Genomic DNA, 12,737 nt, shown 5'->3' with positions numbered 1-12,737 from the left:
TTCTCTCTATGAACTGGAGCCACATTCCATGGCAGCTCTGTCGTTGAATCTGACTGGTGTCGTCAAGGAGTACCACACCGGTGATCAGCCGGTTCGAGCACTCGACGGCGTGGACCTCACCATCTCGGGAGGTCAGTTCGTCTCGCTCGTCGCACCGTCCGGGGCGGGCAAGAGCACGCTGCTGCACATGCTCGGCGCGCTCGACGTACCGGATTCGGGGACCATCGAGTTCAACGGTGTGGACATCACCCACCTGACCGACAACGAACAGTCCGACTTCCGCCGTCACGAAGTCGGCTTCGTGTTCCAATTCTTCAATCTGCTGCCGACGATGTCCGCCTGGGAGAATGTCGCCGTTCCCAAACTGCTCGACGGAACCCCGATGTCCAAAGCCAAGTCCGACGCGATGCGCCTGCTCGACATGGTCGGCCTCGCGCACCGTTCTGAGCACCGGCCCGCGCAGCTGTCCGGCGGACAGATTCAGCGCATCGCGATCGCGCGAGCGCTGATCATGGACCCGGCACTGCTCATCGCCGACGAGCCGACCGGCAACCTCGACTCCAAGACCTCGCACACCGTCCTCGACATCCTCGCCGATATCGCGCACGCAGCCGGGGACCAACGCGCCGTCGTCATGGCGACGCACGACCTCGACGCCGCCCGCAGCACCGATCGAATCGTCAGCATGCAGGATGGCCGCATAGACACCGACGTGCTGTCCGGGTCGCAGAGTTGATACGCACCGCGCTCAGTCGCTTTCGCGTTCTCGGGTTGCGGGATCTGCGGGCTCACTGGGTACGCTCGCTCGTCTCGTCCGCAGTGGTGGCCGTGGCGGCGGCCCTGCTGGTCGCGGTGCTCGGTACGTACGGTTCACTCACCGGATCGGTCGAGCGACTCGCGGTGACCATTGCCGGCAATGCCGACATCGAGATCGTCGGCGTCACCGACAGTGGTTTCGCGGCAACCGAACTCGACATCGTCCGTGGCGTGCCCGGGGTCGACGCCGCTGGTCCGCTACTGCGCAGCGACATCATCACCGATCTCGGAAGACTCACCGTTCTCGGCGTCGACGCCTCCATCACTGCGCTCGATTCCGATCTGCAGGGCGCCATCTCGGGGTCCGTCACCGACCTCGCGCAACCCGACACCGTGCTCGCCGGTCCCGCGACCGGGCTCACCGAGGGAGCCGAGCTGGACGCCGGGAACCGCACGGTCACCGTCGCCGGGGTGGTGAGCGGCCCGGGAGCGGAACGCATCGGTGGCGGCAACTTCATCGTCGCCCCGCTGCCGCTGGCACAGGCGATCACCGACAGAGCGGGACAGCTCGATTCGATCTTCGTCGTCGGCGACGCGAAGGATGCGGTCACTGCAGCCGTGGCCGGACGGGTCGCCGTCATGAATCCCGATTTCCGGGCCGACCGTGCCGACGTCGCCGTCAGCCTCACCCGCAACGCCACGCTGATGGTCTCGCTCATCGCGTTCGTCGTCGCCGGGTTCCTGGTGTTCAACGTGATGAACATGGCCATTGCCAAACGCAGGCCGATCATTTCGGTGCTGCGGTCCATCGGTGGTCGACGCGGAACAATCGTCCGCGATCTGCTGGCCGAGGCTGCACTCGTCGGACTGATCGGTGGGGCCATCGGGGCGCCGCTCGGCATTGCCATGGGGCGCATCGCGATCGACAGCCTCCCGCCCTTTCTGCTCGAATCTTTCGACGCTCGCATCGAGTACGTGCTGCCTTCCTATGCCATCCCGACGGCCATCGTTCTGTGCGTACTGGCATGCGTCGCGGCCTCCGCACTCGCGGCCGTACAGGTGTACCGCATCTCCCCCGTCGAAGCCCTGGCGGTCGGCGGCTCGGAGACGAACGCCCGGCCCAAACGTGCTCTGACGGTGCCAGCGACGCTCGTCGGAATCGTGGCGATCGTCGGTGCCGTCGTACTCGCGGCGACCATCGAGGGCCAGGCGAGCCTCGCGGCGGGTGCACTGTTCCTGCTGGGAGTGGTCGCGTTGTGCATCGGCGGGACCTCGATGATCGTCGACTCCGTCGCTGTGCTGCCGAAACGTTGGGGCGGGGCCGGACGACTCGCCACCGCAACCATCGAGCGTGCGCCCGGAAGAATTTGGGCGACGGTGATGACGATCGTGGTGGCCGTCGGAGTCAGCGTCGGGGTGTCCGGTGCGCTGGACAACCTCACGGCCTCGGCGACCGATTCTCTGTCCTCACTGGGCCGCACCGACATCTACGTTTCGTTGACCTCCAGCAACGCCGTCCCCGCCGGGGCAACCCTGAGTCCGGAAGTGCTGGAACAGGTTCGACGTACACCCGGGGTGTCCGGTGTGGTCGAGGGGCAGTGGGCCTACACGACGCTCGGCGATGAGCTCGTCGCGATCCAGGGCGTCGCCGAAGGTAGCAATGCGGTGACTCTCGCCGTCCTCGACGACAATGTGAAAGCTGCCGTGCTCCGCGGTGACGGCATCGCGGTCTCCCGCAATCTCGGTGCCGCCCTGGGCTTGTCGGTAGGCAGCTTCATCGATCTACCCACCCCGACGGGGACGAAACGCGTCGAGGTGCTGCAGGTGGTCGACTACCTCAATGCAGCCGGCGGCACCATGGCCATCTCGCTCGAATCGATGCAGCAGTGGTACGACCGGCCCGGTGCCACCTACCTCGAACTAGCCACCGACGGCGACGCTGCCGCCGTGCAGTCCGAACTCGACGACACGCTTCCGCCGGAGGTGTACGTGCGCTCGGGGCAGCAAGCTCTGGACGGTGCGAGCGGGTCGATCGCGCAGGCCGGGTCGCTGGCTGTGGCCCTGCAGTGGATCGTCTCACTCGTCGCCGCCGTCGCACTGCTGAACACCTTGACGTTGTCGGTCCTCGAACGTCGGCGAGAACTCGGCGTGCTGCGCGCCATGGGGGCCAGGCGCGGAACCCTGAGCCGAACCATCCTCAGCGAGGCCATCGCCGTCGGCATCGTCGGCGGGATACTGGGCCTCGTCATCGGCGCAGCCCTGCAATACCTCAGCACGCTCATCCTCGGAGCAAGCACCGGGATCGCCATTGCATTCGACCCCAGTCCGTCGATCCTGCTCTACGGACTGGTCGCCCTCGCCCTCGCACTCGTCGGATCCGCCGCACCAGCGCTCCACGCTGCACGTTCGACCATCGTCGACGCGATTGCCGCCGACTGAAAGCACAGCCGGTACACTCGCACGTGCACAACTCGCCTTCGTAGCTCAGGGGATAGAGCAACCCTCTCCTAAAGGGTAGGTCGCAGGTTCGAATCCTGCCGAGGGCACGCTCTGACCAGCGAATGGGCTGGTTTCGGGAAGATCACCGTGCCATTCGTAGAGTTCTACGTGCTGCGCTGGCTGAAGGGCAACGTCTGACGCACTCAATCGAAATTGCGCATCAACCCGGTAATGGGATCGAATTGCGGTTCACGATCCCACGAGGACGAGGGCGCGCCTGTGTCTTGCATCGCCGAGTCCGGCAGCACGGGATCCGGTAGCCTTCGCCAGCGCGTCCTAGGGTCGTTCGCAGCTTCCGGTGTCGAACCCTCCGCGTCGTCCATGCTGCCAAGCTACGCCCGTAGCAACAGCAATGCCCCGGATCATGGAATCCGGCGCCCACCGAATCCAGATCCGAAATCGACAACTTCGGAGAACTCAGGCCGTACTGTTGCGCGACGTAGCCGAGTGGTCGCCCGTAACGGATGAGGACTGGCAAGTCCGCGCCGTCTACGGTGCGTATGAGGGCGAATGGCGACGGCGCCGCCGAGACGAGGAGCGATGGACGATCAGACGGCGATCCTCCTGTTGGTGCTGGGCGCGGTGCTCGTCTACTCGATCACGGCAACCCGGTTGGCTCGGTCGAACGTCACCGCGCCGATGGTGTTCGTGGCGGTCGGTGTGCTCGCCGGCGACACCGGTTTCGGACTCGTCCCGCTGACCCCGGACGTCCACTGGCTGCTCCCCATCGCGGAGGTCACCCTGGTCTTGGTGCTCTTCTCCGACGCCTCACACCTGCATATGCGACAAGTCGGCGTCGATCGCGGCCCCGCCTTGCGTCTGCTTCTGATCGGGATGCCGCTCACCATTGCCTCGGGGACCCTGCTCGCGTACTGGATGTTTCCCGAACACGGCTGGGCGGCAGCCGCATTGATCGCGGCACTGCTCGCCCCGACGGACGCTGCGCTGGGTGCCACCGTCTTCACCGACACCCGGGTACCGTCCCGGGTGCGCCGGTTACTGAATGTGGAAAGCGGCCTCAACGACGGTCTGTCCACCCCTGTGGTGACCGTGCTCATTGTGGTTGTTGCCTCCGAAGCGGGACAGCTGGGAGATCAGAACTGGGTGATCGACTCCATTCGGTCTCTGTCGATCGCCCTCGCGGTCGCGGTCGCCGTCGGTGGCGGCGGCGGCGCGGTGGTGCGGTGGTGCCGCAGCCACGATTGGACATCACGACTTTCCGAACAGGTCGCCGTCTTCGCGCTGGCGCTGCTCTGCTATTTCGCGGCCGTCGCGATCGAGGGGAACGGATTCGTCGCAGCCTTCGTCGGCGGTATGATCTTCGGCTACATCGCGAACGCCGAATTGCGCGCACAGACCGAGTTCACCGAAACCACCGGGCTTCTCGCGTCCTACCTGGTGTGGATCGCTTTCGGCGCCGCACTGGTGAGACCGGCACTCGCCGACGCTACTTTCCGCACATTCGTGATCGCGCTCGGGGCGTTGACCGTGGTCCGGATGGTTCCCGTCGCCGTGGCAATGGCCGGCCGAGGCTCGAGACTACCGACGGTGTTGTTCGTCGGGTGGTTCGGCCCGCGCGGGCTGGCCACCGTGATCTTCGCGCTCGTCGCACTCGAGGAACTGGGCTCGACCGCGGTCACCGATCACCTGATGGACGTCGCCTCGGTGACAGTGCTGCTGTCCATCGTGGCGCACGGATTCAGCGCCTCGCCACTGGCCGCCCGGTACGGCCGTTGGGCGGCAACCCTTCCCGAGGGCGCACCCGAAAACTTGGAGGTGGCGCCGCACTCGCGAAGAAGGATCGAACTGCACGCCGAGCGTCGAAAGGGATAGCGGTATCGGGCGACATCGATCGGGCTACTGCCGCGAAATCGCGACCCTGGCAACCTCCGCGGGGTCGATGAGATGGGAGTGATCGTCATCGCCGACGTCGATTTGGACCACGTCGATACGACCGGTGAATTTGCTGATGCCGCTGTAGGCGGCACTGACGGGCAGGCCGTAGTCCTCGCCGATATCGGTTGTCTCGTCGGCCGAGAAGATCAGCGGTTGAGTCTGTTCGATCCGGCCTGCACCGACCGGATCACCGTCATAGAACAGAGTCACGTCGCCACCCTTGGCCAGCCCACCTCCGTCATAGGCGAACTCAGCGCGAACCTGGTGGCTGCCCGCAGGGATAGCTTCGGTTGCGGTGGTGGTGAACTCGGTCATGCCGAGAAGGTTGTAGACGAATGCCGCGTATCCGTCTTTGAAATACAGTGCCCAGCCACCGAATCGGCCGCCCTGGGCGATGATCACGCCATTGGTGGTGTGTTCGTGAGGTACGTCGATCGAGGCGGTCACGCTGAAGGACCTGTTCTTGATATCGATGACGCTGTGCTCGCTGAGCCGCTTCATCCCGGGAAACAGCACTTGTTTGGTGCCCTTGATCAGCTGCGGGCGTCCGGCGATGGTCGGGTTCAACCGTTCGAACCGGCGGTCATCGATCGGCAGAACATTGAATTTGACGGCCTCGATCAGCCATAATCGCTGTAGGACAGCGAGTTTGTCCGGGAATTCGGCTGCCAGATCCCTCGCCTGGGTCCAATCGGTGTGCCCGTCGTAGAGCTCCCATACATCATCGTCGAGGGCCGGGAGCACTTCGTTGGGCAGCCATGGCGTGCTGTGCCGGGTAACTGCGCTCCAACCCCGAAAGTAGATGCCCCGATTGCCTGCCATCTCGAAGTACTGCAGGTCATGCCGTTCAGGAGCGTCGGCGGAGTCGAACGTGTAGGTCATACTCGTGCCCTCGATCGGCGATTGCTGAACACCCATGACGAACGTCGGCGCCGGAATACCGGCGGCTTCGAGAATCGTGGGTGCCACGTCGATCACATGGGTGAACTGAGAGCGGATCTCGCCTTTGCTACTGATGCCCTCGGGCCAGTGCACGATGGTGCCGTTGCGGGTGCCACCCCAGTGTGAAGCCACCTGTTTGGTCCACTGGAAGGGTGTGCACATAGCCCATGCCCAACCCACCGAATAGTGGTTGTAGGCGTCGATGCCGCCGAGCTTGTTCTTGACTTCTGCCATGAACTCCGGCGTCTCGATGGCAGCGAGCCCGTTGAAGTTGGCCATTTCGTTGAAGGCGCCGTTGACGGTGCCTTCCGCCGAAGCGCCGTTGTCGCCGATGATGTAGTAGATCAACGTGTTATCGAGTGCACCAATGGATTCCACTGCATCAATGAGACGTCCGACGTGGAAGTCGGTGTGCTCGAGAAATCCAGCGTAGACCTCCATCTGCCGTTCCAGTACAGGTTTGAGCTCGTCGCTCATCTCATCCCACGACGGAATCACATCTGGTCGGAGCGTCAACTCGGCATCAGCCGGCACCACCCCAAGTTCCTTCTGCCGGGCAATGATCGCTTCGCGCTGGGCATCCCAGCCATCGGCGAACTTGCCCGCATACTTGTCGGCCCACTCGGGAGGTACGTGGTGTGGCGCGTGAGTGGCACCGGGAGCGAAGTAGACGAAGAACGGCTTCTCCGGGGCCAGCGCTTTCTGGGTGCGCACCCAGTCGATGGCGCGATCGGCGAGATCCTCGGTGAGGTGGTAGCCCTCTTCCGGCGTCCTATCGGCTTCCACCGGAGCGATTCCCTCGTAGAGGGCGGGATAGTACTGGTTGTTCTCGCCGCCGATGAAGCCGTAGAAGTACTCGAAACCGCCGCCGCCGGTCGGCCACGAGTCGAAGGGCCCTACCGGTGACGTCTGCCATGGAGGCACCTCGTGGCATTTGCCGAACTGGGCGGTCGCGTACCCGTTGAGCTTCAACGTCATCGGTAGCGCGGCCTTGGTGTTCGGTCGCAGCCCCGACGAACCAGGTGCAGCCGTCGCCGTCTCGGTGATCATCCCCATACCGACCGAATGATGGTTACGGCCGCTGAGCAGGGCCGCGCGGGTCGGGGCACACAGCGCTGTCGTGTGGAAGCGGTTGTAAGTAAGCCCACCGCCCTGCAGCCGTTCGGCGGTCGGTGTCGCCACGGGCCCGCCGAAGGCGCTGCTGGCGCCATAGCCAACATCGTCAAGCAGGATCACCAGCACATTCGGTGCACCTTCCGGCGGCAACAGCGGCTCGATAGGCGGAAAGGTCGTGTCGGGATCCTTGGCGTCGTAGGTCACCAAACCCAGGTATTGGCGATCGGGTATCGGGAGGCTTCCTCGTTCAACGCTCGACTTCTCTGCCATGGTCGACTCCTAGTGCTTCCCAGTCGGGTCCGTGGGTCCAACCCGACCGCGATGTGGTGGTACCTGAGACTCAGCAGCGGACACCGTGGACAGCCCGCGTATACGACGGCTCGATCGAACATAGGGCCCCGCCCGCGTATAACGGATCACCCGATGCGGGTGAACTCGACGGACTCATTTCGACTACAGACCCCCGATTCCCCTGCCGACTACTACGGAACCCATCACCACCAGCACGATCGCCATCACCGCATGGGTGTTGGCCTGCAACCAATCCCGCAGGCTGGTCAGCACTGGCCGTAGCCGGTCGGCGGCGACCAGGTAGCCGATCACCACCGCGAGAACCGTCGTCGAGGCCAGCAGGGTGAACACGAGAATCGCGGTGACCGAACCACCCGTGCTCAGACCCCCGGCACCGATCACGACTCCGGCCGACGCACACAGCAGAAGGTTCTTCGGATTCACCCCCGACAGCAGTGCGCCGAGCCCGGTCGCCTTGACCACGGTGAGAGTGTCGATCGCCTGCATCCAGCCCGGAGCCGAGGTGTCCGAGCGCGCCCGCCACTGCCGCCCGGCCAGCGCCACCAGCGCGAGACCGAGCACGATCTTGACCCACGACGTCGACGACGCCGCGGGGTCTTCGTCGCCAGAATCGCTCAGTGAGCCCGCGAGAAGGGTCACCACTGTGGTGACGATCAGAATTCCCGCGACCCACCCGACCACGAACCCTTTCGCCGCACCGCCGGCATTCTTGGACATGATCATCAGAATCGCGGCGATGATCGGGACCGGCGACAGTGCCACACCGATAGCCAGCGGAAGCAGGTCGCCGATGACAGAGCGCATTCCACGAGGCTAGGCGCCGCCCGGAGGTCGCGATTCACCTCGTACGGGTGAAGCGCGCGGCCCGGGTTCGGCGCACCATGTCACCCATGGGATCAACACCAGTTCTGGGACCGGTCGAATTCCTCGTACTCACCTTTCCCGGCAACTCGATCGACGCGGCGATCACCGACGCGCTCACCGAGGTGGTCAGCGACGGCCGAGTGACGCTACTCGACCTGATAGTGCTGTCGATGGACACATCCGGGGCGATCACCGAACGTGAGATCGACGACGACCTCGAGACGGTGGGTCTGACCGGACTCACCGCCGCAGACATCGACCTGGTCAGCGACACCGACCTCGACATGGTCAGAGCATCGATGGAACCGGAGACAACGACGGTGGTGCTGGTCTTCGAACAGAGCTGGGCCAACAAGTTGGCCGCGGCGGTGCGTGAAGCGAAAGGTGTAGTGACCCTGCATGTTCGGGTGCCGCGCGACGCCGTCGAGGCCGCTGTGGCCGCAGCGAGCAAAACCTAGAGAGGAAACGACATGCCACTACGGATGGGCCGTGGCGGGCGACCGGGATTGCTGGGCACTGTGGCACGGACCGCGGTCGTCGCGGGAACGGCGACCGCCACCTCCAATGCCGTCAACAACCGTGCGCGCAGAAAGGCGGCCGAACAGCAGCCCCAAGCTGAACAGCAGGCGCCTGTCTACACTCCCCCTCCCCCACCTCCTCAGCAGCCCTCCGGTGGCAACGATGTAGTCGCCGAATTGACGAAGCTGAGCGAATTACATCAGTCGGGAGCGCTGTCGGACGCGGAGTTCGCCGCTGCGAAGGCCAAGCTACTCGGCTGAGGTGGTCGAACGGGATCACCCGCGGTGGTCATCGCTCCTGTTGCAGTCGGGCTCCGACGGTGTGGACGATGACGATGTTCGGGTTCCACGGCATGAGATCGTCGACGCTGCTTTGCAATTGCTGCACTGAGGGTAGTGGGTCGGGCCCGAGCACAGCGACCGTAGCGGTATCGCCGTGCAAGGTGACGTCGACGACCTGTGCACCCGGCTCGTCGCGGAGCCAGTCGCGGGCCGCATCGGCGATCTGCCCGGCCCACAGGCTCGAGAGCGAGTTGATCACCAACGGCACCACGACGAGCACCATCGCCGCGCCGAGCACGAGGTAGGCGCGGCCGCGCCGAGCAGTCGAGGCGTCAGCGTCGCTCGCGTAGCCAGCGATGAGCAACACCGTCGTCACCATGATGATCATGGCGAGCACGTTCGAAGCGAACAGGACGAATGCGCCGAACGCGAGAGAGGGAACCTCTGAGCCGAGGCAGACGCCGACCACTCCCAGCGGCGGCACCAGCGAGATCGCGATCGCGACGCCGGGGAGCACGTCACCGACGTCACGTCGGGTGACCGCAACTGCCGCGACCAGGCCGGTGGCCAGCGCGGCGGTCAGGTCCATCAGCGTCGGCGACGTGCGACCGAGGACCTGTGCATTGGACAAGACGTTGCCCGGATTCGGCAGCAGTTGCGCAAAAAGGAACCCCAGCACGACGACCACCACAACGCCGCCCGTCACCAGCAACAGACTGCGGCCTATCAGCGAGGAACGGCCGGTCACCACGCCCAGCGCGACGCCGAGGATCGGCGTCGACAACGGCGCCACGATCATTGCGCCGATCACCGTGGCAGAGGAATCACCGATGACACCGGAGATTGCGATGACACCGGACAGCACCAACATGATCCAGAACGCCGACCGCTTCGCGGTGACCTGGCCGACCGACAGATCGAGTTTGTCGGTCAGCTCGTCCAACGTTCGACGCTGATCGGTCGGCACCAGATGTTCCAGCATCGCGATCCTTTCGAACCTCGCCTATCCACCATCCGTCCGACATCCTGTCGATCATCGTCGGCGACATCACTGTCCTTGCGCATCATCCCAATGGGATGAGTCCCAACAGACTTGCCGCTCGAGTTCACCCGTATCGGGGGATCCGGTCGGTCGCCGGTAGTCCTTATCGTCAACTCGCACGGGGCAATCCCTCGACCAAGGAGCAGCGATGCGGGCACCGAGCCCAGCAACAGCAGGGCCAGTCGGGCAAGATTGGGCGATTCCCCGCGGCCTTGTCGTGCTGTTGTCGCTCGCCGCCGTGGTTGTCACCGTTGCCGGCATCACTCTATTTTCCAGTGTCATCGGGCCGACTTTCCTGGCCTTGATACTGACCGTGACCGTGCAGCCGATCCAGGATTGGGCGCGCAAACGCGGCTGGCCAGGTTGGCTGGGCATGCTCGCTGCCTTCAGCGCGGTAATGCTCATCCTCGTGGCACTCGTCGGCGCGCTGGCCCTGTCGGTTGCGCAACTGGCTTCACAGCTACCGGTCTACTCCGACCAGCTCGAGGAACTGCTCGACCACGCGCGCGGCTGGCTCGCATACTCGGGCGTCAGCATCGACCAGATCAACAGGGCACTGCAGGGCATCGACGTCAGCAGAGCCGTCGGACTGCTCGAGACGCTACTCGGCGGAGTCGTCGATTTGTTCTCCAACCTCGCCTTCGTCGTCGTCCTCCTGCTGTTCATGGCGGTCGACGGGATGAGTATCCGTGAGCGACTGGCCGTGGTCGCGTCACACCGCCCCGCCGCCGTCCAGGCGCTGGCCAATTTCGCCCATGGCACCCGCAAGTACCTGGTGGTCTCCACGGTGTTCGGTGCGATCGTCGCAGTTATCGACGGCGGCGCGCTGTGGCTGATGGGCGTTCCGCTGCCGGTGTTGTGGGCGTTACTGGCGTTCGTCACCAACTACATCCCCAATATCGGCTTCGTCATCGGCGTGATCCCGCCCGCGCTGATGGCGCTGCTCGACAGCGGACCGATGCTGATGGTGTGGGTGATCGTCGTCTACAGCGTGATCAACTTCGTCATCCAGTCGATCATCCAACCGAAAATCGTCGGTGACGCAGTCGGATTGAGCGTCACCATCACCTTCTTGTCGCTGGTCTTCTGGACTTGGGTCCTCGGCGGCCTCGGTGCCATTCTCGCTATTCCGCTGACCCTGTTCGTCAAGGCCCTGCTGTTGGATATCGACCCATCGACACGTTGGGTCGATGTGCTGATCGGCGGCCCACTTCCCGAGAAAGACCCATCCCAGTCAGATACCGACACCGACGAAAAGGACACACCATGACAACCACGTCGCATCCAGTCCGCCAGGGCTTTGCCGCAGGCATCACCATGTTCGCAGCGATCCTGCTACTTGTGGCAGGCATGCTGAGCATCCTGCGCGGTATCGCCGGCGTCTCCAAAGACGAAATATTCGTGACGCCGGGTGACTACATCTACAAGTTGGACCTCACCACATGGGGTTGGATCTATATCGTCCTCGGCGTGCTCGCAGTAGCAGTCGCGATCGGCATGATGATGACCGCGACCTGGGCCCGAGTCGTCGCATTGTCACTGGCGGCCCTCTCGCTCATCGCGAACTTCCTATCGCTGCCGTACTACCCGTGGTGGTCGATCATCCTCATCGTCTTGAACGTCATCGTCATCTGGGCCATCTCGTCCTGGCATCCCAATCGAGCCTGATCCATCGACGGCTCGTACGCGCGCAGAAAAGGCTTGTTCGAACGCTTACGCTGCCCTATACTCGAACATACGTTCGACTCACATGGGGGGCTTGTGGTTACGAATCTGGCATCGGACATCGCTTTGACGGCACAGGACGTGCTTGTCTTCGTCGCGCGTGTGCAACGGGCTCAGTTCGATGTCGACGCGGCCACCGGCATCGACATCATTTCGGCGCTCGAAACGGCGAAGTGCGCGTGCGTCGCAGCTCAGGCCGTGGTCACGGACGCTGTTGCGATAACGATCAGCAACGAGCGAAAAGAGCGCGGCAAGCCGAAGCCTCAGTGGCGCAGAGGCATTGCCTCGCAGATCGGGCTTGCACGACGCGAATCTCCCCACCGAGGTGGCACACATCTCGGTCTCGCGCGGGCACTCGTTCACGAGATGCCACACACGATGGCCCGGCTGCGCGCCGGGGACCTCAACGAATGGCGCGCCATGATTCTCGTCCGTGAAACGGCATGTCTGACGGCCGAGGATCGAGGCACCATCGACGAGCGCCTGTGTGCCGATCCCGCCACACTCGCCGGCGCCGGTGACAGGAAAATCGAGGGCCGCGCCCGGTCGCTCGCCAACCAACTCGACGCTGCCTCACAGGTCAAACGCCGAGCCAAGGCGTACTCGAACCGACGCACCAGCACCAGGCCGGCACCCGATTCCATGTGCTCCTTCACGACCCTAATGGGACTTGATCGGCGAGTCTCCGAGAGTAGCGAAGTTAGTCGGAGAAAGCTGATCACCGAGCCGCTGGTGGGTGATCACTGTATGGCCCTGGAGAGAAGATCGACTCCTAAGGTTAGATC

11 protein-coding genes and 1 tRNA gene are annotated in these 12,737 nt (G+C 64.0%); 9 read left to right on the top strand and 3 right to left on the bottom strand.

Annotated features, from left to right (window positions below; all coding sequences use genetic code 11):
* Nucleotides 1–37 precede the first annotated feature (37 nt).
* The 4 genes from J1M86_RS12455 (at nt 38) to J1M86_RS12440 (ending at nt 5,088) form a co-directional block, all read left to right on the top strand.
* Nucleotides 38–736, top strand: a complete 699-nt coding sequence (locus J1M86_RS12455) for an ABC transporter ATP-binding protein (protein WP_206510239.1) — start codon at nt 38–40, stop codon at nt 734–736.
* Nucleotides 733–3,195, top strand: coding sequence for an FtsX-like permease family protein (locus J1M86_RS12450; RefSeq protein ID WP_206510115.1), 2,463 nt, complete (start codon nt 733–735; stop codon nt 3,193–3,195). The genes J1M86_RS12455 and J1M86_RS12450 overlap by 4 nt, the downstream gene beginning before the upstream one ends.
* A 34-nt stretch (nt 3,196–3,229) precedes the next feature.
* Nucleotides 3,230–3,302 (top strand) — tRNA-Arg (locus J1M86_RS12445).
* A gap of 493 nt (nt 3,303–3,795) precedes the next feature.
* Entirely contained in the window at nt 3,796–5,088 is a 1,293-nt protein-coding gene (locus J1M86_RS12440; protein ID WP_206510114.1) for a sodium:proton antiporter, read from the top strand.
* 24 nt (nt 5,089–5,112) lie between these two features.
* Here J1M86_RS12440 and J1M86_RS12435 read toward each other — a convergent pair whose 3' ends face one another.
* Together J1M86_RS12435 and J1M86_RS12430 are read right to left on the bottom strand one after the other, a co-directional pair.
* Complete coding sequence (locus tag J1M86_RS12435) at nt 5,113–7,479, bottom strand: arylsulfatase (protein WP_075837308.1); 2,367 nt, start codon at nt 7,477–7,479, stop codon at nt 5,113–5,115.
* Between the two features lie 183 nt (nt 7,480–7,662).
* On the bottom strand, nt 7,663–8,325 hold the full coding sequence (locus tag J1M86_RS12430) for a GAP family protein (protein ID WP_075837309.1): 663 nt from the start codon (nt 8,323–8,325) through the stop codon (nt 7,663–7,665).
* A gap of 86 nt (nt 8,326–8,411) precedes the next feature.
* Between J1M86_RS12430 and J1M86_RS12425 the strand changes: the two genes are divergently transcribed.
* Both J1M86_RS12425 and J1M86_RS12420 read left to right on the top strand, forming a co-directional pair.
* The gene (locus J1M86_RS12425) at nt 8,412–8,843 is read left to right on the top strand and encodes a DUF6325 family protein (protein WP_075837310.1); all 432 of its coding nucleotides are present in this window, start codon (nt 8,412–8,414) and stop codon (nt 8,841–8,843) included.
* A 12-nt stretch (nt 8,844–8,855) separates the two neighbouring features.
* Entirely contained in the window at nt 8,856–9,164 is a 309-nt protein-coding gene (locus tag J1M86_RS12420) for an SHOCT domain-containing protein (protein ID WP_075837311.1), read from the top strand.
* 28 nt (nt 9,165–9,192) lie between these two features.
* On the opposite strand, the gene J1M86_RS12415 is transcribed toward J1M86_RS12420, so the two are convergent.
* Nucleotides 9,193–10,167: a DUF389 domain-containing protein gene (locus tag J1M86_RS12415; protein ID WP_075837312.1), complete on the bottom strand. Its 975-nt coding sequence runs from the start codon at nt 10,165–10,167 to the stop codon at nt 9,193–9,195.
* A 208-nt stretch (nt 10,168–10,375) separates the two neighbouring features.
* Between J1M86_RS12415 and J1M86_RS12410 the strand changes: the two genes are divergently transcribed.
* From J1M86_RS12410 to J1M86_RS12400, 3 genes are all read left to right on the top strand, one after another.
* Nucleotides 10,376–11,497, top strand: coding sequence for an AI-2E family transporter (locus J1M86_RS12410; RefSeq protein WP_206510113.1), 1,122 nt, complete (start codon nt 10,376–10,378; stop codon nt 11,495–11,497).
* A complete protein-coding gene (locus J1M86_RS12405; protein WP_075837314.1) occupies nt 11,494–11,895 on the top strand; it encodes a hypothetical protein in 402 nt (133 codons plus the stop codon). Before J1M86_RS12410 ends, J1M86_RS12405 begins: the two co-directional genes overlap by 4 nt.
* Before the next feature lie 93 nt (nt 11,896–11,988).
* Nucleotides 11,989–12,737 (top strand): DUF222 domain-containing protein (locus J1M86_RS12400; protein ID WP_307786623.1); only part of this gene is annotated, 749 nt, incomplete at its 3' end.

Source organism: Rhodococcus sp. KRD197, from assembly GCF_017168235.1.
Taxonomy (GTDB): domain Bacteria; phylum Actinomycetota; class Actinomycetes; order Mycobacteriales; family Mycobacteriaceae; genus Rhodococcoides.
The sequence above is the reverse complement of the archived record's forward strand: the minus strand, read 5'-3'. Positions and strand labels throughout refer to the sequence as shown.